The organism is Methylobacterium variabile (assembly GCF_001043975.1).
GTDB classification, from domain to species: Bacteria; Pseudomonadota; Alphaproteobacteria; order Rhizobiales; family Beijerinckiaceae; genus Methylobacterium; species Methylobacterium variabile.
Map to the genome: position 1 here is coordinate 13573 of NZ_LABY01000171.1, position 21280 is coordinate 34852.

Annotated in this window: 17 protein-coding genes; 9 read left to right on the top strand and 8 right to left on the bottom strand. The window is 72.4% G+C overall.

The window, feature by feature from the left end; translation table 11 throughout:
- Positions 1–4 precede the first annotated feature (4 nt).
- The 7 genes from VQ02_RS23055 to VQ02_RS23085 all read right to left on the bottom strand — a co-directional run bounded on the left by VQ02_RS23055 (position 5) and on the right by VQ02_RS23085 (position 7015).
- Complete coding sequence (locus VQ02_RS23055; RefSeq protein WP_048446565.1) at positions 5–1393, bottom strand: pilus assembly protein; 1389 nt, start codon at positions 1391–1393, stop codon at positions 5–7.
- A gap of 144 nt (positions 1394–1537) precedes the next feature.
- The gene (locus VQ02_RS23060) at positions 1538–1981 is read right to left on the bottom strand and encodes a VOC family protein (protein ID WP_048446566.1); all 444 of its coding nucleotides are present in this window, start codon (positions 1979–1981) and stop codon (positions 1538–1540) included.
- Between the two features lie 109 nt (positions 1982–2090).
- Positions 2091–3332, bottom strand: a complete 1242-nt coding sequence (locus tag VQ02_RS23065; RefSeq protein WP_083469393.1) for a pilus assembly protein TadG-related protein — start codon at positions 3330–3332, stop codon at positions 2091–2093.
- Between the two features lie 219 nt (positions 3333–3551).
- Complete coding sequence (locus VQ02_RS23070; RefSeq protein ID WP_048446568.1) at positions 3552–4544, bottom strand: fumarylacetoacetate hydrolase family protein; 993 nt, start codon at positions 4542–4544, stop codon at positions 3552–3554.
- A 123-nt stretch (positions 4545–4667) separates the two neighbouring features.
- The gene (locus tag VQ02_RS23075; RefSeq protein WP_048446569.1) at positions 4668–5729 is read right to left on the bottom strand and encodes a zinc-binding metallopeptidase family protein; all 1062 of its coding nucleotides are present in this window, start codon (positions 5727–5729) and stop codon (positions 4668–4670) included.
- Positions 5730–5891: 162 nt separating this feature from the next.
- Positions 5892–6575 carry a HepT-like ribonuclease domain-containing protein gene (locus VQ02_RS23080; protein WP_048446570.1) on the bottom strand — a complete coding sequence of 228 codons (684 nt, stop codon included), beginning with the start codon at positions 6573–6575 and terminating at the stop codon, positions 5892–5894.
- On the bottom strand, positions 6572–7015 hold the full coding sequence (locus VQ02_RS23085) for a RusA family crossover junction endodeoxyribonuclease (protein WP_048446571.1): 444 nt from the start codon (positions 7013–7015) through the stop codon (positions 6572–6574). The genes VQ02_RS23080 and VQ02_RS23085 overlap by 4 nt, the downstream gene beginning before the upstream one ends.
- Positions 7016–7224: 209 nt before the next feature.
- Here VQ02_RS23085 and VQ02_RS23090 point away from each other — a divergent pair, with 209 nt between their 5' ends.
- From VQ02_RS23090 to VQ02_RS23105, 4 genes are all read left to right on the top strand, one after another.
- A complete protein-coding gene (locus VQ02_RS23090) occupies positions 7225–8775 on the top strand; it encodes an acetolactate synthase large subunit (protein WP_048446572.1) in 1551 nt (516 codons plus the stop codon).
- 114 nt (positions 8776–8889) lie between these two features.
- Positions 8890–11310 carry a putative bifunctional diguanylate cyclase/phosphodiesterase gene (locus VQ02_RS23095; RefSeq protein ID WP_063838511.1) on the top strand — a complete coding sequence of 807 codons (2421 nt, stop codon included), beginning with the start codon at positions 8890–8892 and terminating at the stop codon, positions 11308–11310.
- A 91-nt stretch (positions 11311–11401) separates the two neighbouring features.
- Entirely contained in the window at positions 11402–12046 is a 645-nt protein-coding gene (locus VQ02_RS23100; RefSeq protein WP_048446573.1) for a L,D-transpeptidase, read from the top strand.
- Positions 12047–12861: 815 nt separating this feature from the next.
- Positions 12862–14553 (top strand): methyl-accepting chemotaxis protein, encoded by a 1692-nt coding sequence (locus VQ02_RS23105; protein ID WP_048446574.1) that lies wholly within the window; start codon positions 12862–12864, stop codon positions 14551–14553.
- A gap of 59 nt (positions 14554–14612) precedes the next feature.
- On the opposite strand, the gene VQ02_RS23110 is transcribed toward VQ02_RS23105, so the two are convergent.
- Positions 14613–15089 carry a MarR family winged helix-turn-helix transcriptional regulator gene (locus VQ02_RS23110; protein ID WP_048446575.1) on the bottom strand — a complete coding sequence of 159 codons (477 nt, stop codon included), beginning with the start codon at positions 15087–15089 and terminating at the stop codon, positions 14613–14615.
- 278 nt (positions 15090–15367) lie between these two features.
- Between VQ02_RS23110 and VQ02_RS23115 the strand changes: the two genes are divergently transcribed.
- The 5 genes from VQ02_RS23115 (at position 15368) to VQ02_RS23130 (ending at position 21234) form a co-directional block, all read left to right on the top strand.
- Positions 15368–17845, top strand: a complete 2478-nt coding sequence (locus tag VQ02_RS23115) for a hybrid sensor histidine kinase/response regulator (protein WP_048446576.1) — start codon at positions 15368–15370, stop codon at positions 17843–17845.
- 129 nt (positions 17846–17974) lie between these two features.
- The gene (locus tag VQ02_RS40085; protein ID WP_425339920.1) at positions 17975–18136 is read left to right on the top strand and encodes a hypothetical protein; all 162 of its coding nucleotides are present in this window, start codon (positions 17975–17977) and stop codon (positions 18134–18136) included.
- Between the two features lie 83 nt (positions 18137–18219).
- The gene (locus tag VQ02_RS23120) at positions 18220–18513 is read left to right on the top strand and encodes a hypothetical protein (protein WP_048446577.1); all 294 of its coding nucleotides are present in this window, start codon (positions 18220–18222) and stop codon (positions 18511–18513) included.
- A 142-nt stretch (positions 18514–18655) separates the two neighbouring features.
- Positions 18656–20092 carry an aldehyde dehydrogenase family protein gene (locus tag VQ02_RS23125; RefSeq protein WP_048446578.1) on the top strand — a complete coding sequence of 479 codons (1437 nt, stop codon included), beginning with the start codon at positions 18656–18658 and terminating at the stop codon, positions 20090–20092.
- Between the two features lie 2 nt (positions 20093–20094).
- On the top strand, positions 20095–21234 hold the full coding sequence (locus tag VQ02_RS23130) for a CaiB/BaiF CoA transferase family protein (protein ID WP_048446579.1): 1140 nt from the start codon (positions 20095–20097) through the stop codon (positions 21232–21234).
- Positions 21235–21280 lie beyond the last annotated feature (46 nt).

The following is a 21280-nucleotide window of genomic DNA, read 5'->3' on the forward strand; positions in this document are numbered from 1 at the left end:
GCTCTCAGTTCGTCAGCCGGACCTGCGCGAAGGTGTTGACGAGCTTCGCCATCGCCTCGCCGATCGAGCCGGTCTTCGAGGCGTCCATGTAGAGGTCGCTGCTGCTGGCGCAGGCGGTCAGCCGGGCGGGGATGTCGTCGAGGCGCGTGCCCTTGCCGCCGATCTGGCTCGGCTGCCCGAGGGTGGCGTTGTAGCCCCAGTCCCAGGGCATCGCCAGGTAGGGCGTGTAGATCACCCCGACGGAGACCGGCAGCCTGGCCGGCCCGCCCGGGGTCTTGAGGGCCGCACACTGGGCCGGATCGAAGGGTGCGACGGCGGCGCGCTTGGGCACGTCCCAGGTCCAGGACCGGCCCGGATCGGCCACGCCGTCGGTCGCCAGGATCACGAGCTTCTTCGGCGTCGTGACGCCGTCCCCGCTCGTGCCGACCGCCTTGGTGAATTGCGGCATGATGGTGGTGAACAGCGTCGCGCCGTCGCTCTCGCCCGAGGCGCTCGGCGCCTTCGGCAGGTTGCTGGCCACCTGCGACAGGTCGCTCGTCAGGTCAAGCACCTTGGTGAGCGTCGTGCTGAACGCGTAGATCGAGATCCGCATCCGCTTGCTGACCGCATCCTGCTGGCGCAGCCAGCTGACGAAGTCGAGGATGCCCTGGTTCATCTCGTCCAGCCGCAGGGTGATGCCCTTCGACTTGGCCCATTGATAACTGTCGAGCTTGGTGTCCTTGACCTTCACGCCGTCGTGGCAGGCGAAGGCGCAGTTCAGGTTGGCCTGGAGCGCGCTGATGTCGGCCGGCGTCGCCCCCAGGGCCATCGAGCCCGACACGTCGATCAGCAGGTAGACGTCAATCAGCGGCGACAGGTCGACACTGGCCCTGGCGCTGCCGGAGAACCCCATCGTCCCGACGCCGGCGATGCCCATCACGGTCGTCCTGGTCGAGGCCGCGTAGGTGCCAGAGACCGTGACGCTGCGGCCGGAGAGGGTGACGTCGAAGCGCGGCTGCGGCGCGTTGGCGGCGATCGCGGCCGGCGAGAACGTGGTGAAGACCTGCTGGGCGGCGTTCGCGCCGGCCTGGCGGATTGCCGCGTCCGGCTGCCCCTGGGAATCCGCCGCCCTCACCGCCTGGGCGCCGGCCAGCACGGCGGCATCGAGGGCGGCATTGAGGCGCGCCTCGTCCTTGCGCACCCGGGCGTAGTCGATCCCGGCGCCCGTCAGGACCACGAGCACGAGGGCCGTCAGGCCCGTGACGACCGCGATCCCGCCCCGGCGGTCGCGCCCGAAGGCCAGGATCTTTCCTGCCAGAATCTTGCCCATCAGGCCGCCGGCCCACGGACCGGCGAGGCGGCCGCGGGCGCGCCGCAGGCGCGTCGGAGCGACCAGGTACCGGGCGCCGCGCACGCGTGCGGCGCGATCGGGCGTTGCTCTGACGGGGGAAGGCCGGGGATCTGACATGGCGACGTCACCAGGAGGACGCCGTCGTCATCTCACGGCAAGTGTTGCCCAGGTGTAAATTGAATGACGGAGAGTCCCGGGGGTCCTGGTCTAAGATGTCGGATAAGTGATGAATTCCAGGAGCGAACCGTCCGGATCGCGGAAGTAGACGCTGATGCCGGACCCTACGGCGCCGTGGCGCGGCACCGGGCCCAGCTCCACCGGCACCCCGTGCCGCTCCAGGTGCGCCACCGCCTCCTCGATCGGGCCGGGCCAGCGGAAGCAGAGGTCGCTGTTGCCGGGCATCACCGGCAGCCGGGCCCGGGGCTCGCCGATCTGGCCCGGCCCGTGGCAGTTCAGCTGCACGCCGCCGAAGCGGTAGGCGTAGCCCTTCCCGACCGGGACCGGCTCGGCCCCGACGACGTCCCGGTAGAAGGCAGTGGAGCGTTCCCAGTCCGAGACGTGGATGACGCAGTGGTCGAGGTGGATCGCCGGGCGCACGGCGACCTCCGATGCCTCGGCGGCGAGTTCGGGGAGGGTCTCGGTCTCCGGCATCGTCTGGCTCCCTCGGCGTCGGTTCGAAGAATATCCGGCAAGGCGCGGGACGGCCCGGCCCGAGGGCCGAGTCTGCCGCGTGCCGCGGGCCCTGGAAAGCGCCGCCCCGCTACTGCGACAGCCGGACCGGCTGGTCCCGCGGCGGCCCGACGCCGGCCGGCACCGGCACGCTCGAGCCGGCATAGTTGGAGTTGATGGTGAGGTTGGCGCTCCCCTCCGTCCGGATCGTCCGGGCCACCACGACCGTCCAGGGCGACTGATCGGCGACCTTGTTGTTGTTGCCCTTCACGGTGAGATCGGCGTTCGGCAGGTAGATCGTGCCGAGAAGCTTGCGGGCGTTGCTGGTCGAGAGCTCGATATCGCCGACGTAGCTGCGGTCGGTGATCAGGACGAAGCCTGCGTAAGGACCGCTCTTGCGGCCCTCCAGCTGCAGGACGGAGCTGCCGGTGACCTGCGCCGTCAACACTCCCTTGAAGATGATTACGACGTCGCTGCCGGTGATCGTCGTGTTGCCGCCGATGCTGAAGCTGGGTCCGACGAAGTAGTGATCGCCCGGGGCCAGCACGAGGTTCGCATTGCCGAGGATCGAGATGGCGCCGCAATGCACGCCGGGATTGAGGTAGAAGGTGCCGCTTCCGAGGCTGAGGGCGAGCGAGTCGCACAGGAGCGGCACGCTGATCTTCATCGCCGCGAAGGGGTCCTGCACCGCCGGGGCGTCCGTTACGGGATCGGGGCGGATCGGGCCGGTGGCGCTGCCGGCGGCGCGCACCTCGCCGGCCGACAGGCTGGCGCCCCTGCCCGCCGTCAGGTTGGCGTTGCTCTGGACCAGGCAGTCGCTCGCGGTGATCGAGGAACTGCCCTGCAGCTCGATGCTGGCCTGGCTGCCGGCCTGGGCTCCGAGCACGCAGAGCGGCTTGCGCGCCGTGCGGATCGCCGTCGCGGTGACCTGGAGGTTCCAGCCGCCCGGCGGCAGCAGGCTGCCGAAGAACGAGGCGCGGCTCGCCTTCTGCTGCACGGTGACGGCGCGCGTCGCAGGATCGATCGAGGCGGTCGAGGCGATCGTCCAGCGCAGGCGCAGGGGCTCGGCCATGGCGTCGGCGTAGAGGCGGGTACGCTCCACCGTGGCGGCGGACTGGTCGACGCCGAACTCGCCGGCCCCCTGGATCGCCGCCGCGTCGACGTAGCGCTGGAGCTTCGTCCGCGCGAGCATCACCTCGGCAACCTCGGCGACGCCGACCGATCCCATCCCCAGGATCGGCAGCAGCAGGCTGAGCAGCACGATCACCGTGCCACGCTGGCACTGCCAGAACCGTCGGCCGAGGAGTCGGGCAGGGTCCGGGATGGGGCTCATCGTTGGGGCGAACGTCGACACAGGTCGCGGCCGGACCTGCTGCCGTCAGGAGTTTCTTTCCCGGTGCCCGCATAGCCAGCTCAGCACGTCTTTCTGCGGGGCAACTTCCGAACAAATACCTAACGCAGCCAGGCGGTTGAATTCACGCGGCGCGAACCTCGCCCGCAGGTTGCGGTGCCCGACGCCGCCGCCGGCCGGAGGCGGCGCCGGGCGGCGGCGTCAGCTGCTCACGTCGTGCTCGATCGCCCCGAAGATCGAGTGCCCGCCGGCATCCTTCATCTCGACCCGCAGGCGGTCGCCTGCCGTCAGGTAGGGCGTGCGCGCCCAGCCGGCCGTCAGAGCCTCGGCGGCGCGGGCTTCGGCGAGGCAGGCATAGCCGGCCCCGCCCTCCTCCGCGGGGCGGCCCGGGCCGCCGTCGATGCCGCGGTTCGAGACCGGGCCCGCGGTGATCAGGGTGCCGGCCCCGAGGCCGCGGTGCCGCGCCGCCTCCGCCACCAGGGCGACGAGGCTGCGCCCGAGATCGGCGCCGGCATCGGGGCAGCCGAGCGCCTTGCCGTTGCGGCTCACCAGGAGCGGGCGGTGCAGGCTGCCGTCCCGCCAGGCGGCCCCGAGCTCGTCGGGGGTTACCGCCACCGGCCCGAGGCTCGCCGCGAGGGCGGGTGCATCCGCGCCGTCGAGGTCGAGCCCGTCCGGACGCAGCCGGTCGTGGCGGATCACCTCCGCCAGCAGCGTCACCAGCCGGATGGCGCCCTCGGCGGCGTCGGCACCTCGGGGCACGTCCCCGGTGATCGCCGCGAGGCCGGCCGAGAGGTCGAGGGAGGCCGCCGGATCGTCGGCGCTGAGCGTGTCGCGGGGGCCCAGGAACGCGTCGGAGGCGGCGTGGCGCAGGCCCCCCGCCTCGCCGGCCGGCGCCTCGGCCCCCGCGGCCTGGCGCAGCAGCGCCGGGTAGCCGGGCCAGGCCGCGGCGTGCCGGCGGGCATAGGCCCGGGGCAGGGGAGCCGCGCAGGCATGCTCGTGGAAGCGGAACGAGGGTACCGAGCCGTGCTCGAGCTGCTCGGCCAGGGCCTCCAGGGCGGGGGCGCAGCGCTCCCACTCGTCGAGGGCCTGCTGCAGCGTCGGCACCACGATGAACGCGTCGGTGGCGCGGGTGAGATCGCGCGAGACCACGACGAGGCGGCCGTCGCGGCCGTGCTTGAGGCTGGCGAGCTTCATTCGGCGTTCCTCCTGGCCCGCCGTCGCGGGCGGTTCGGCCCGATTGGTCCGGGCGCGTTGGCCCATCATGGACCGCCCCGGCCGCGGAGGCTACGGCCGAGGCGCGGGAAGGCTGCCCCAGCGTCAGATCGTGCCGTGGACGAGGCCGTGGATGAAGCCGAGCTTGCCGATCACCGGCGGCGCCAGCACGAAGGGGTAGAGGTCGCCCTGGCCCATCGCCCGGTTGACGCTGTTGAGGGCGAACACGAAGGGCAGCCAGGCGCCGATGATCTGCTCGATGCTCTGCGCCTGGTAGGGGTCGAAGTCGATCCGCGCGGCGAGCTCGCCGCCCGCGTCGAGGAGCGGGTGGATTTGCATGCCGAAGGCGCTCGCCATCTCCAGCGTGTCGACGATGTGCAGGTAGTGGGCCCAGGTCTCGGCGAAGTCCTCCCACGGATGGGTGGTGGCGTAGGCCGAGACGAAGTTCTCCTGCCAGTTCGCCGGCGTGCCCTGCTCGTAGTGCCGCTGGAGCGCCGCGTTGTAGTCCTGCGAATCGTCGCCGAAGACGGCCCGGCAGGCGTCGAGCCGTCCGGCGTCGCGCACCAGCAGGTCCCAGTAATGGTGCCCGACCTCGTGGCGGAAATGCCCGAGCAGGGTGCGGTAGGGCTCGCCCATCTGCCGCCGGCGCTTCTCGCGCTCGGCGTCGTCGGCCTCGACGAGCGCGATGGTGATGACGCCGTTGTCGTGCCCGGTCATCACCTTCGGGCCCTGGTTCTCCGGCGGGTCGGCCAGGAAGTGGAAGATCAGCCCGTGCTCCGGGTCCTCGGCCCTGGTCTTCAGCGGCAGGTTCCAGCGCAGCAGGCTGTAGAACAGCCGGTGCTTGGCGAACTCCATCTCGCGCCACTTGGCGAGGTATTCCGGATTCGACACGTCCGGAATCGTGCCGTTGTGGCGGCAGGCGAGGCAGAACGCGTCGCCCGAGCCCGGCGGCACCAGCCAGTTGCAGGCGTCGTGCACCGCGTTGGCGCAGAACCGGCTCGGCCGGTCGCGGACGGCGAGCGGCGTCCAGTCCTCACCCCCGGCGGGCTCGAGCGCCGAGAGCGTGCCGGTCTCCGGCAGGTAGGCGAGGCGGTGCCCGCAGCGCTGGCAGGTGCGGTTCTCGAAGTACAGGATGTTGCCGCAGGACTGGCACTGGAACAGCTTCATCGGGATCTCCACCGGGCGCAGGCGGCCGCACGGTGCAACGAACGTGCTAGGGGTGCGGGGGTTGCGATGGCGGCTGACCCGGCATGGCCCAACAGCCCTTGAGGTCGCGCCGCACTCCGCGGCGCGGCAGGCGGCATGGACGCGGATCGCCCTTCCTCGCCGCTACGCGGCGTGCCGCAGGGTGCCGGCCATCGTCTCCAGGTCCCTGATCAGCCCGGCCACGTCTTCCCGCGAGACCACGGTACGCAATCCGCCATGCACGATCTCGTTCCTGAGGCGTGCCAGGGACCGCAGCCGACGGGCATCGTCGTCGTCGATGTAGCCTTCCTGAACCAGGATCTGCACGGCTTGGATCGGTGAGAGGGGCTTGGCCGGGTCGATGCCGCGCTGGTCCATGACCAGGCGGGCGATGGCCTCCAGCGCCGCCCACCCCATCACGAACGCGGCCCGCTCATGGCCCGTCTCGTCCAGAGCACGGACCTCGGTAATGCCCGACGCGATCGCCTCGAATGTCAGCGGGGGAGGCGACGTCTCGATCTGACCGGGCGTGTTCGCGTAGAACATGCGAAACGACCAGCCAGGCTGTTCGGAAACGCGCTTCGCGATGTCGGCCAGATGACCCCTCAGGGCTAGATCTTTTCGGTTGGTGATCTCGATCATGATTCCGCCGTCGGGGGTGATCACCATGGCGTCAGGCTCGTAACCATCCGCGAAGCCGGGAATCGCCTCCTTCGGCGGCGCCACGTAGAACGTCCAGCCGCGCCGTTCCGCATCCTGCCTCAGGTTGTCCAGCAAACGCCGCGTCTGAAGCGTCAACTCTTCTTCAGACAAGGACTCGAATGTCATGGCACTCGCCTCCAACTGGTGTCGCTGCTGACCCTCACGTACACCATCGGAGGGTCCATGGCGGCAGCGTGCTGCAGCATGTCCGTGAGAGAATTGAACTCGACGTAGACACCCGGTTCGAATTTCTGAACAACCACTCTTTCGATGACTTGATCGTCTCGATAGACGATGCTCCTCATCCCGTCGAGAATCGGCTTCACGATGTTGTCGACGTCGCCCTGCATGGGCGCCGGCGGGAAATAAAAGATCGTCACCGATAAAGGTCGCTCATCCAGGAAAGTGAATTCCCGGCTCGCGGCAATGCGGTTCCTGGCGGCCTCGCCGACCATCGACTTCCAGGTCTCCCTCGCACTCTTCGAGGCCTGGAGCGAGCGAGGTGTCGCCTGGATCGTGAATTCGAGCGGGAACGGTACGGCGAGGTCGTCGTCCCAGTCGTGCATTCGAAAGCAGGCTCGCGCTTGGGTTATCAAGGCGCGACCACGCCCTGCTCAAACTATCACCGCCTGCGCGGCGGGTCACCGTGAAACCGAGTGCCAAGCGGCCACCCACCCATGCCCCCGAGGCACTCACGGCCCACAGCGAAATCTCCTATGACCGGAGCGCAAGACCCGAACCGGGCCGCCAGATGCCCGCGCGAGAGGAGACGCCGATGGCGATGAACGGGGCCGAGAGCCTGGTGCGCACCCTGGTGGCGGGGGGCGTGGAGGTGTGCTTCACCAATCCGGGCACCTCGGAGATGCACTTCGTCGCCGCCCTCGACCGGGTCGAGGGGATGCGGGCGGTGCTGTGCCTGTTCGAGGGCGGCGCCACGGGTGCGGCCGACGGCTACGCCCGCATGGCCGACAAGCCGGCCTCGACCCTGCTCCACCTCGGCCCGGGCCTCGGCAACGGCATCGCCAACCTGCACAACGCGCGCCGCGCCCGCTCTCCGCTCGTCAACATCGTGGGCGAGCATGCCACCTATCACCGCGCCTTCGACGCGCCGCTGACCTCCGACATCGAGGGTCTGGCCGGCCCGGTCTCGGCCTGGGTCCGCACCGGCATGAGCGCCAAGGCGGTGGCGGCGGACGGGGCCGACGCGATCGTCGCCGCCCGCACGGCGCCGGGCGGCGTCGCCACCCTGATCCTGCCCGCCGACACCGCCTGGGAGGAGGGTTCCGGCATCGCGCCCCTGCCGGCGATCCCCGAGCGGCCGCGGGCGAGCGACGAGGCGATCGCGCACGCGGTCGCGGCGCTCCGCAGCGGCGAGCCGGTGCTGCTCCACCTCGGCGACCGGGCGGTGCGCGACGAGGGCCGGCGCCTCGCCGCCCGCATCGCGCAGAAGACCGGCGCCAAGCTGCTGGCCATGACCTCGAACGCCCGCATCGACCGCGGCGCCGGCACGGTGCCGATCGAGCGCCTGCCCTATCCGGTCGACCCGGCCCGCGAGGTGCTGGCGCCCTACAAGCACGTGATCCTGGTCGGCGCGACGCTGCCGGTGGCGTTCTTCGCCTATCCGGGCAAGCCGAGCGCGCTGGCGCCCGCCACCTGCGACGTCTTCGCCCTCGCGACCCCCGAGCAGGACCAGATCGACGCGCTGGAGCGCCTCGCCGAGGCGGTCGGCGCCCCCGCCGAGGCGCCGCTGCCCGCAGGGCCCCGGCCCGTCCTGCCCGGCGACGGGCCCCTCGACCAGGACGCGATCGGGCGGGTGCTCGGCGCGCTGATCCCCGAGGGCGCGATCATCTGCGACGAATCGGTCACGACCGGGCGCAACTTCTTTCCCGCCACCCACGCGGCAGCGCCCCACACCTGGCTCCAGCTCAACGGCGGCTCGATCGGGCTCGGCATCCCGATGGCGACCGGCGCCGCGGTGGCCTGCCCGGACCGCAAGGTGATCTCGCTCCAGGCCGACGGCAGCGCCCTCTACACCGCCCAGGCGCTGTGGACCCAGGCCCGCGAGCGCCTCGACGTGGTCACGTTGATCTGGTCGAACCGTTCCTACGCGATCCTGCGCCACGAGCTGACCAATGTCGGCGCGAATCCCGGCCGCAAGGCGATCGACATGCTGACCCTCGACGATCCGCCGATCGACTGGGTGAGCCTGTCGCGGGGCTACGGCGTCGAGGCGCGCCGGGTCGAGACCCTGGCGCAGCTCGTCGACACCCTGACGGGGGCGCTGTCGCGCCGCGGCCCGTTCCTGATCGAGGTGGCGCTCGGGTAGGATCCGGCGTCCCGACCCGGAGAGCGCTGAATCGTGGCGTAGCCGGCTCAACTTAACCTTCCGGAAGATCCGCAGGTCCTATCCCGGACGGGCTGCGGGGCCGGATCGGACGGGATGAGCGGGAACGCGACGCGCGACGGCACCGAGGGGCTGCTGCACCGTTGGCACGCCGCCCGTGCCGCCGCCTGCGGGCTGCCGACCTACGAGGACGTGGTCCTCGGCAATCTCGGCCGCATGGCGAGCCACGCCGCCCTGGTGGGCGGGTGGCCCGGCAGCCCCCGCCTGCTCTGGGTCGGCGAGGCGTTCGAGGCTTGGCTCGGCCGCGAGGGGGCGGGCCTCGTTCTCGATGACCTGCCGGGCGGCCTCGCCCCCGCCCTGCGCGAGATCATCGGCGACGCGCTCGCCGGCGGCGCGCCGGTCCGCGCCCCCTGCGCCCGGGTGGCGGGCGGCGTCGCTCACACCACCGGGATGCTCGGCATGCCGCTGGCGGCGCAGGGAGGCGGGCGCCTGGTGCTGCTGTGCCTTGCCGGCGAGACCGCGCGGACGAACCTCCTCAAGACCCTGTTCCGCTCGACCCGGCAGGGCATGGCGGCCGTCGCGGCGGTGCGGGACGGGACCGGTGCGACGCAGGACTTCCGGATCCTCGCCCTCAACGAGGCCGCCGCCGCGATGATGCACACCACCGTCGATCGCGCGCAGTGGCAGCGACTGACCGCGCTCCTACCGCCCGCGGCGGTCGCGCCCATGCTGGAGCGGCTGACGGCGGCCCTCGACGGGGGACGGCGCAGCTACGAGGTGTCCCACGTGCTCCTCGACGGGAGCCCGCTGCACCTGCGCGTCGAGATCGCCGCCATCGGCGACCTGCTCGGCGTGACCCTCACGGATATCGGCGACCTCAAGGCGCGGGAGGCCTCGGCCCGCCTGCTGTTCGAGCACAACCCGGTGCCGATGTGGCTCTCGGGCGCGGACGGCGCGGTGCTGGCGGTCAACGATGCCGCCACCGGCCATTACGGCTTCTCCCGCGAGGACTTCCTGGGTCTCTCGGCCGGCGACCTCGTCGCTCCGGCGCCGGAGGCGAGCGGCCCCGCCCAGCGCCACCGCCGCCGCGACGGCAGCGTCATCGACGTCGAGGTGTTCTCCGGCCCGATCCCGTTCGAGGGAGGGAGCGCCACCCTGACCGCCTGCGTCGACGTGACCGAGCAGCGCCGGGCCGAGCAGCGCATCGCCCACATGGCCCACCACGACGCCCTCACCGGGCTGCCGAACCGCGTCCTGTTCCACCGCCGGCTGGCCGAGGCGGCGGCGGACGCGCGGGCGACGGGGGCTCCGCTCGGCCTGCTCTGCCTCGACCTCGATCACTTCAAGATCGTCAACGACACCCTCGGCCACCCGGCCGGCGACGCGCTGCTGCGCCAGGTCGCCGAGCGCCTGCGCGCCTGCCTCGGCGCCGACGGGCTGGTGGCGCGGCTCGGCGGCGACGAGTTCGCGATCCTCAGCCCGGCCGGGCTGCCGGCGCTGCCCGGGCTCGCCGACCGGATCATCGCCGCGATCGGCCGGCCGTTCACCCTGTCCGGCCAGGACGTCACGGTCGGGGTCAGCATCGGCATCGCACTGGCGCCCGAGCACGGCGACGACCCCGACGTCCTCCTGCGCAAGGCCGACACGGCGCTCTACGCCGCCAAGGCCGACGGGCGGCGCACCCGGCGCCTGTTCGAGGCGGCCATGGATGCGGCCCTGCAGGGCCGCCGCGCCCTCGAACGCGACCTGCGGGCGGCGGTCGCCGCTGAGGCGCTGGAGGTCCACTTCCAGCCCCTCGTAGCCGCCGGCAGCCTCGCGGTGACGGGCTGCGAGGCGCTGCTGCGCTGGCGCCACCCCGAACGGGGCTTCGTCTCGCCGGCGGAGTTCATCCCGGTCGCCGAGGAGACCGGGCTGATCGCGACCCTGGGCGAGTGGGTGCTGCGGCAGGCCTGCCGCGAGGCCGCTGGCTGGCCCGGCGGCGTGCGGGTCGCCGTCAACCTCTCGCCGGTGCAGTTCCGCACCCCCGACCTCGTCGGCACCGTGGCCCGCGCGCTGGCCGAATCGGGCCTCGACCCGGCCCGGCTCGAGCTCGAGATCACCGAGCAGGTGATGCTCGAGGAGAGTGCCGCCAACGTCGCGGTGCTGCACCGGCTGCGCGACGTCGGCGTGCGCATCGCCATCGACGACTTCGGGACCGGCTACGCCTCGCTGAGCTACCTGCGGGCCTTCCCGTTCGACAAGATCAAGATCGACCGCTCGTTCACCATGGCGCTCGGCCGCGAGGCGACGGCGGTGGCGATCGTGCAGGCGGTGATCGGGCTCGGCGCCAGCCTCGGCATCACCACGGTGGCGGAGGGGGTCGAGACCGAGGCGCAGCTCGCCGCCCTGCGGCGCAGCGGCTGCGGCGAGATGCAGGGCTTCCTGTTCAGCCGGCCGGTTCCGGCGGCGGAGGTGCGCCGGCTGGTCGCGGCCCGGAAGGCACCCTGGATGACGAGGCCCCGGATGGCGGCGGCCTGACTTTCCCGGCGCTTGAGTCCGGGAGGACACAACCTGTGCGGCTGTGAGAGGCTAGGCATGGATCGTCAGTCCTGCCGAAAGGTCATGCCCGATGGTCCCGCGCCGCCTCGTCCTCGCCCTCCTCGCCGGGCTGCCGCTCGCGGCCTGCAACGCCCGCGGGCCCGCATCCGTGGCGGCGGTGGATCCGGACGCGGCTTGGTACATCGGCAGCATGCCCGACCAGCCCTTCGACGTGCCGCTGGTCGACCGCAGCCGGATGGACCCGAAATACCGGCGCCAGACCGTCGCCTATATGGGCCTGGAGAAGCCCGGCACCGTCGTGGTCGACATCGACGAGCGCCACCTCTACCTCGTGCAGGAGGGCGGCCAGGCGATCCGCTACGGCGTCGGGGTCGGCAAGCTCGGCTTCTCCTGGAAGGGCACCGCCACGGTCGGCCGCAAGGGCGTCTGGCCCGACTGGGGCCCGACCGCCAGGATGGTCAGCCTCAACCCCGACCTGCCGCGCACCCGCAAGGGCGGCCTCGACAACCCGCTCGGCGCCCGGGCGCTGTACCTCTACCAGGGCGGCCGCGACATCCTGTTCCGCATCCACGGGACCAACGAGCCCTGGAGCATCGGTGAGCAGATGTCCTCGGGCTGCGTGCGCATGCTGAACGAGGACGTGGTCGACCTCTACGGTCGGGTGCCGGTGGGCACGACCGTGCTGGTCAAGCGGCACGGGAAGTACCGGGTGTAGGGCTCGCGCGTCCGGACGAAACCGTCCGGACGCGGCGCTCCGGGCGTCGTCGCCGGACAAAGCCGCGGCTCGGCCGGATGCTTCCGGCCGGCCTCCGCTCGCGCGGGCGTTCGACGTCATCCATGTGGACGGTCCCCTGACCGCCGTGGGCCAGCGGCCGGGGCCGTCAGGGAGCGGGCCGACGGGCCCCGGCGTTCCCGGCTCCTCACCGTCCGGGGCGGAGCGCGCGGCGGCGACCTGCGCGGTGCCCGGTCAGGCGCTGCCGCGGCGGCGCATCAAGATGGAGGACGCGAGCACCGGAGCCGTCGTCGAGCGGGCACGGACAGGGCGCGGCCTCCATCTGGTGCTGGCGACGATGGAGCCGGCCGGATCGCGGAGCGGACACCTGCTGCGGTTGCGCTTCACCGACAAGTTCGAGAGGCTGTTCGGGGTCACGCCGTCCGCGCTCAGGACGACCAGGGTGCCGTCGCCGGGACGCCGCGCCCCGCCATTGCGATCCTGCCCGGATGCCCGCCGGAGATCGGCCGGCCGCGATGCGCCTTCGCCATCTCGCCGATCGCGGGACACGACGCCTGGGGCTGCTCGCGGCATGGATCGGCAAGGTGAGGCATCGTTGCCGCACCCGACAAATCTCGCCGTCCCTGCGGAACCTAACTGGTTGTGCCGTCTGTCATGACGAATAGAATTTTCTTCCTAACGCAAGTGCCGTTGGGTTCATCATCCGTTAGGCGATGGTCTTCAGAACTCATGTCAGACCATGTCGGCCCGGTATCTGCCGGCCGCAATTTCCCTGTCGCCTCCGTGAGTGTGCCCCCATGTCGCTCCGTCTCAGTCATCTGCCGCTCGCCGGGAAGATCGCCGCGGCCCTGGCTCTCCTGCTCCTCGTCAGCCTGGCCGCCTCGGCCGTGTCCTGGCGCAACCTCCAGACGATCGAGGATACCGGGCGCTGGGACATGCACACCCGGGAGGTGCTGCAGGCCGTCGACCGCACCCTCCTGGCGATGATCAACCGGGAGGCGGGCCTGCGCGGCTACCTGCTGTCGGGGCAGGACTCCTTCCTCGAGCCCTACCGCGCCGGCGAGGCCGGGTTCGCCGAGGCGCTGGGGCGGGCCCGGACGCTGACGGCGGACAATCCGGAGCAGCAGGCGCGGCTCGCGGAGCTGGGTCGCCTCGAGCGGCAATGGACCGGCGAGGTCGCCGCCCGGGCGATCCGCCTGATGGGCGCGCCCGCCACCCAGGCCGAGGCGCGGCAGATCGAGGTGTCCGGATCGGGCAAGGCGGCGATGGACGCCCTGCGGGCCAAGGTCGCCGAGGTCGCGGCGGTCGAGAAGGCCCTGCTCGCGCAGCGCAGCGGTGCCTCCGCCGAGGCGGCGAGCCAGTCGCGGATCGTGACCCTTGTGGGCCTCGGCGTGATGGTCGTCGCGGCGGCAGGATCGCTCCTGCTCCTGCATCTCGGCCTCGCCCGGCCGATCCGCGGCATGACGGCGACGATGGACCGGCTCGCGCGCCAGGATCTGGCGGCGGAGGTGCCGGGCATCGGGCGGCGCGACGAGATCGGCGCGATGGCGAGCGCCGTCCAGGTGTTCAAGGAGAGCATGGTGCGCGCCCGCGCCCTGGAAGAGGAGACCGCGCTCGCCCGCGCTTCGGCCGAGGAGCAGCGCCGCGCCGGCATGCGCCAGATGGCCGACGCCTTCGAGCAGGCCGTCGGCGGCATCGTTCGCACGGTCTCCGCCTCGGCCACCGAGCTGCAGGCCACCGCCCAGACCATGACCACCACCGCGTCCCAGACCGCCGTCCAGTCGACCGCCGTGGCCGCCGCCGCCGAGGAGGCGTCCTCGAACGTCGGCACCGTCGCCGCCGCGGCGGAAGAGCTGGGCGCGTCGGTGGTTGAGATCGGCCGCCAGGCCGACGGCTCGGCGCGCCTGGCGCAGAGCGCCGTGGCCGAGGCCGGGCAGACCGCGCATCAGGTCCGGGCGCTCACCGAGGCCACCGCCCGCATCGGCGACGTGGTCGGGCTGATCTCCTCGATCGCGGCCCAGACCAACCTGCTCGCCCTCAACGCCACCATCGAGGCGGCGCGCGCCGGCGCGGCGGGACGGGGCTTCGCGGTGGTCGCGGCCGAGGTCAAGGAGCTGGCCGGCCAGACCGCGAAGGCGACCGAGGAGATCACGAGCCAGATCGCGGCGATCCAGGCCTCGACCGGCCAGGCGGCGGGTGCGATCGGCCAGATCACGGCGCGGATCGAGGAGATCTCGGGCGTGGCGACGAGCATCGCGGCGGCGGTGGAGCAGCAGGGTGCGGCGACCCAGGAGATCGTGCGCAACGTCAGCCAGGCGGCGGCCGGCACCGGCGAGGTGACGGGCAACATCGCCGGGGTGGCGGGGGCGGCGGAGGAGACGGGTGCGGCGGCGAGCCAGGTTCTGGCCTCGGCGTCCGAGCTGTCGCGCCAGTCCGAGCACCTCTCGGCCGAGGTCGCCCGCTTCCTCGACACCGTGCGGGCGGCCTGAGGCCCGTCCCTCTCACCCCTCAGCAGGGCCGCGCGGAACGCGCGGCCCGGGCAGCCCCGTCAGCGGGCCGCCGCGTCCCGGCCCGTGTCCGGCTCCGCCCCGGGGGCCAGCCGTAACTCCGTCGAGGCGAGCTGGCGCAGGAGATCCTGCAGCAGGCCGGCCCGCTCGGGCCCGAAGGCCGCGTCGAAGTGCCCCTGGGCACTGCGCCACAAGGGTGTCGCCTCCGCGAGCTTGGCGGCGCCCCCCGCCGTCAGGGCGATGCGACGAGCCCTACGGTCGCGCGGGTCAGGCACCACGCTGACGTGGCCGTCGCGGGTCAGGGGCTTGAGGGTGTGGGCGAGGCCCGAGAGGTCCATCACCATCGCCTCGGCCAGCTCGCCCATGGTCGGCGTGCCGAGGCTGCGGATCGTGGCGAGCAGGCCGTACTGGGTCGCCCGCAGGCCGCTCGGCGCCAGGGCCTCGTCGTAGAGCTGCCCGACGCGGCGCGTCGCCCGGCGCAGGGCCGCATTGCTGCAACGGGTCGGATTGGTCGTCACCCACGCCTCCGCATCCCTGCGCGGTCGCGGCCGCGGGGATGCGGACGGATATGCGGCTTCGTCGCCCGCGCCGCAATGCGCCCCGCCCTCCCGGTCCCGCCGATCGTCGCGGGTGCGAGGATGGAGACGGGCCGCCGGCGTCCTCTATATGGGGAGAGAGGCAGAGACCTGCCGGCCCTCGCAGGCCGGCGGGGACGATGGTCGAACGACATCCCGTGCGGCGCCCGTCGGGCGGTGCCGACCGGAGGGCCGTGCGGGGGCGGACGGATGGGAGAGGAATGACGGACCCCGGACACGGCCGCGTGCCGGATCTGGTCGCGGAGAACGAGCGCCTGCGCGCCGCCCTGGCGGCGGCGGAGCGTGCGCGGGCCGCGGCCGAGGCCGATGCCGCGGCGGCGCGGGCCGCCCTCGCGTCCCGGGGCGGCGCGGGGGCGCGCGGCCTCCTCGACGATCCGCGCCTGCGCACCGCGCTGAGCATCGAGACCGTCGGGGCGATCGTCTTCGACATGGCGGGCCAGGTGCTGGAGGCCAACGACGCCTTCCTGGCGATGAGCGGCTACAGCCGCGAGGACCTGGCCGGAGGCCTGCTCTCGGGCCGCACCCTGGTGCCGCCGGAATGGCAGGCCACCTCCCAGGGCGTCATCGCCGAGCTCCAGGCCCACGGCCGCTCTGACCCGACCGAGCGGGAATACCTGCGCCGGGACGGCTCGCGCTTCTGGGGCCTGTGCGCGGCCAAGCGCCTCGACGACGGCACCGGCTTCGAGTTCATCATCGACATCACCGCCCGCCGGCACGCCGAGGAGGCCCTGCGGCAGAGCGAGGCACGCTACCGGACGCTGTTCGAGGCGATCGACGCCGGATTCTGCGTCATCGCCCTGCGGTTCTCCGCCGAAGGCCGGGCCGAGGATTACTGCTTCCTCGAGGTCAATCCCGCCTTCGCGCGCCATACCGGCCTTGCCGACGCGGCCGGCCGCTGGATGCGCGACCTCGCCCCCGACCACGAGGAGCACTGGTTCGACCTCTACGGCCGGGTGGCGCTGACCGGCGAGCCGGTGCGCTTCGTCCAGACGGCCCGCGCGCTCGGAGAGCGCTGGTACGAGGTGCACGCCTTCCGGGTCGACCCGCCGGAGGCCCGGCACGTCGCGCTGCTGTTCAACGACATCACCGCCCAGCGCCGGCTCGAGGACGCCCTGCGCGGCCTCAACGAGACCCTCGAGCGCCAGGTCGCGGCCCGCACCGCCGAGCGCGACCGGATCTGGCAGGTGAGCCGCGACATGCTCGGCGTCGCCGATGCCGACGGCGTCTGGCGCAGCGTCAACCCGGCCTGGACCGCGACCCTGGGCTGGCAGCCCGAGGAGGTGGTCGGGCGCACCTCCGCCTGGCTCGAGCACCCGGACGACCAGGACCGGACCCGGGACGAGGTCCGGCGCCTCGCCGGCGGCGAGCCGACCCTGTCGTTCGAGAACCGGTTCCGCACCCGGGACGGGAGCTACCGCACCCTGTCGTGGCGGGCGGTGCCGTTCGAGGGCAACCTCTACTGCGTGGCGCGCGACGTGACCGAGCAGCGCGACCGGGCCCACCGCCTTCTCCAGGCCGAGGAGGCGCTGCGCCAGTCGCAGAAGATGGAGGCGGTGGGCCAGCTGACCGGGGGCGTCGCCCACGACTTCAACAACCTGCTGACGATCATCCGCTCGTCGGTCGACTTCCTGCGCCGGCCCGAGCTGCCGGAGGCGCGCAAGGCGCGCTACCTCGACGCGGTCTCCGACACCGTCGACCGCGCCGCCAAGCTGACCGGCCAGCTCCTCGCCTTCGCCCGCCGCCAGGCCCTGGCGCCTGAGGTGTTCGACGTCGTCGCCCGCCTGCAGGGCGTGGCAGACATGCTCGACACGGTCACGGGCGCGCGCATCCGCGTGGTCACCCAGGCGCTGGACCGGCCGTGCTTCGTGCGGACGGACCTGAGCCAGTTCGAGACGGCGCTCATCAACATGGCGGTCAACGCCCGCGACGCCATGGAGGGGCAGGGCACGCTGACCCTGGCGGTCGCCTGCGGCGTGAGCAAGCCCGAGATCCGCGGCCACGCCGCCGCGGCCGGCCCCTTCGCGGCGATCTCGCTCACCGACACCGGCACCGGCATGACACCGGCGGTGATGGACAAGATCTTCGAGCCGTTCTTCACCACCAAGGAGGTCGGCAAGGGCACGGGCCTGGGCCTCTCCCAGGTCTTCGGCTTCGCCAAGCAATCGGGCGGCGACGTCGACGTGACGAGCCGCGTCGGCGCCGGCTCCACCTTCGTCCTCTACCTGCCGGAGGTGGCGGCCCCGGCCGACCCCGGACGGCCCGCCCCTGCCGACGAGGGCATGGCGCCGGCCCGGGCCGGCCAGCGGGTGCTGCTCGTCGAGGACAATGTCGGGGTCGGCCGCTTCGCCGCCCAGATCCTCAACGACCTCGGCTACGTCACCACCTGGGTCACCAACGCCGAGGCGGCCCTCGACACGCTGGCCGACGATCCCGGCTACGACGCGGTGTTCTCCGACGTGGTGATGCCGGGCATGGGCGGCATCGAGCTCGCCAAGGCCCTGCGCCAGCGTCATCCCAGCCTCCCGGTGCTGCTCACCTCCGGCTACAGCCACGTCCTCGTCCAGGAGGGCTCCCACGGCTTCCCCCTGTTGCACAAGCCCTACTCGGCCGAGCAGCTCTCGCGCATGCTGGCGACCGCGATCGGCCAGCGCCGGGCGCACCGCGCCCCGGCCGGCTGACGCCTCACGGCCGCCGCCCGGCAAAGCTCCGGCGGTACGCCGCCGGGATGGTGCCGCGGCGCAGGCGGATGTGGTGCCGCAGGCCGGCCGGACCGAGCCGCCCTGCACCTCGCCGGGCTCGGCCTGCCCGTGAAGGTGATGATCGGTGGCATCACCGGCTGGGCGGACGAGGGCTACGCGTTCGCGGACGATCACGCGGTCGGGGCGGCCGCCGCTGCCTCATGCAAAGCTGCAGCGCTGCATCAGGCAGTGCCGGCCGACCGCACATCTGAATCGGGCTGCCAAGAATGAGTCGAACATAGACGAACCGGACCGGCGAGTGCGCGTTGTCTGGTCCAGGATCCCACTCGATCCCCGACCGACAGGAGAACAGCATGCGTTCGATTCTCGCCGGCCTCGCCGCCGGTCTTCTCGTCGTGGGCGCCGCCTCCGCCCAGACCGCCGCTCCCTCCACCGCCCCCGGCACCGGCACCGGCATGGGCACGGGTCCGGCCACGACCGGCACCGTCGCGCCGATGCCGAACAACACCGGCGGTGGCGGTGGCGGCGTCGTGGCCCCCGGCTCGACCGGCGCCTCGACCATCACGGGCAACTCGGCCGCCGGCGGCAACGCGGGCCAGCCGGAGCGCGCGGTGCCGCAGGGCAGCAGCGGCAGCGGCAACCGCTGAGGGGCGCGGGCGGGCGCCATACCCCGTTTCTATCGCGCCCGCCCGTCGATCGTATTGGAACTGTCCCTCCCGGCGCGGTAACACCTCGCCCAAGAGCAGGCCGGCCGCCGTCAGCGGCGCCCGCCCACGGGAGGTCAACGACATGAACGCCCACCAGCACTTCATCGGCGGCACCTGGACCGGCAGCGAGGCGACCCTGCCGGTCATCAACCCGTCGCACGGCCAGGAGATGGCCCGCATCGCCCGCGGCGGCGCGGCCGAGATCGACGCCGCCGTCAAGGCCGGGCAGGCCGCCATGGACGGGGAGTGGGGCCGGCTCGACGCGGTGTCCCGCGGCCGCCTGATGCTGAAGCTCGCCGACCTCATCCGCCGCGACGCCGAGATCCTGGCCCGGATGGAGAGCGAGGACGTCGGCAAGCCGATGACGCTCGCCCGCAACGACGCCCAGGTCTGCGCCCGCTACTTCGAGTATTACGGCGGCGCCGCCGACAAGGTGCACGGCGACACGATCCCGTTCCAGAACGGCTTCACGGTCATGACCGTCTACGAGCCGCACGGCGTCGTCGGCGTCATCGTGCCGTGGAACTATCCCCTCCAGATGACCGGCCGCTCGGTTGCCCCGGCGCTCGCCATGGGCAACGCCGTGGTGCTGAAACCGGCCGAGGACACCTCGCTGTCCGCCCTCCACCTCGCCAAGCTCGCGGCGGAAGCCGGCTTCCCGGCCGGCAGCCTCAACGTGGTCACCGGCCTCGGCGAGGAGGCGGGCGCGGCGCTCGCCGCCCACAAGGGCATCCACCACATCAGCTTCACCGGCTCGCGCGAGGTCGGCACGCTGATCCAGGCGGCGGCGGCCAAGAACACGATTCCGGTCACGCTCGAGCTCGGCGGCAAGTCGCCCCAGGTCGTCTTCGCCGATGCGGACCTGTCGGATGCCGGCAGCGTCATCGTCAAGGCGATCACCCAGAATGCCGGCCAGACCTGCTCGGCGGGCTCGCGGGTGGTGATCGAGGACAAGATCTACGACAGCTTCACCGCCGACCTCGCCAGGCGCTTCAAGGACCTGCGCGTCGGCTCCGGCGAGCAGGACCTCGACCTCGGTCCCGTCGTCAACGCCAAGCAGTGCGAGCGGGTGCAGGGCTACATCGACCTCGCCCGCCGCGACGGTCTGACCATCCTGGCCGAGGGCGAACTCGGCACCAACGTGCCGGGCGACGGCTACTACGTCCGCCCGACCCTGATCGGCGACGTGCCGCCGGACCACCGCCTGGCCCAGGAAGAGATTTTTGGGCCCGTCCTGGTGGCGATTCGGGTGCGCGACGAGGCCGAGGCCTTGGCGGTCGCGAACGGCACCGAGTACGGGCTCGCCGCCGGCATCTGGACCTCGGACCTCGGCCGGGCGCTGCGGCTGTCGCGCGGCATCAAGTCGGGCCAGGTCTTCGTCAACAATTACGGCGCCGGTGGTGGCGTCGAGCTGCCCTTCGGCGGCGTGAAGGGCTCGGGCCACGGCCGCGAGAAGGGCTTCGAGGCGCTCTACGGCTTCGGCGCCATGAAGATGATCGCGATCAAGCACGGGGCCTGACGATGGCGGCGGGGAGTGGGGTCCGGCCGCTGGCCGGCCTGACCGTGGTGGCGCTCGAGCAGGCGGTGGCGGCCCCCTACTGCTCCTCGCGCCTGGCCGACGCGGGCGCCCGCGTCATCAAGATCGAGCGGCCGGAGGGCGATTTCGCCCGCGGCTACGACGCGGCGGTGAACGGCCTGGCGAGCTACTTCGTCTGGCTCAACCGCGGCAAGGAGAGCCTGGTCGCCGACATCAAGGATCCGGGCGACGCGGCCCTCCTCCACGCCGTCCTCGCCAAGGCCGACGTGTTCATCCAGAACCTCGCACCGGGTGCGGCCGCACGCGCCGGGTTCGGCTCGGAGGAACTGCGGGCGCGCTATCCGCGGCTCATCACCGTGGACGTCACCGGCTACGGCACCGGCCACTCCTACTCCGACATGAAGGCCTACGACCTCCTGGTCCAGGCCGAGAGCGGGCTCGCCGAGATCACCGGCCACCCGGCGGGTCCGGGCCGGGTCGGGGTGTCGGTCTGCGACATCGCCTGCGGCATGGCGGCCCATGCCGCGGTGCTCGAGGCCCTGATCGCGCGCGGCATCACCGGCGAGGGCACCAAGCTCGAGGTCAGCCTGTTCGACGGCATGGCCGACTGGATGAACGTGCCGCTGCTCTACTTCGAGGGCACCGGCCGGGCGCCGCAGCGGGTCGGCCTCGCCCACCCGTCGATCTGCCCCTACGGCGCCTTTCCGACCCGGGACGGGGCCATGGTGCTGCTCTCGATCCAGAACGAGCGCGAATGGGCGAAGTTCTGCGCCGCGTTCCTGCGCCAGCCCGACCTGCCCTCGCGCGCCGGCTTCGAGAGCAACAACGCCCGGGTGGCGAACCGCCCCGAGGTCGACGCCGTGGTGGCGCGGGTCTTCTCTGAGCTGAGCCGCGACGAGGCGGCGGACCGGCTCAGAACCGCTGGCACTGCCTATGGCTTCGTCAACGGCCTAGCCGACCTCGTCCATCACCCGGCCCTGCGGCGGGTCACGGTCGAGACCCATGCCGGCCCGGCCTCGATCGTCGCGCCGCCGGCCCTGAGGAACGGCCAAGCCCCGGTCCTCGGCCGCGTGCCGGGCATCGGCGAGCACAGCGAGGCAATCCGGCGGGAATTCGCGGCATAAGGGTCGAGATCCCGACCGTTTCCACCTCTCAAGGGTCATCCCGGAG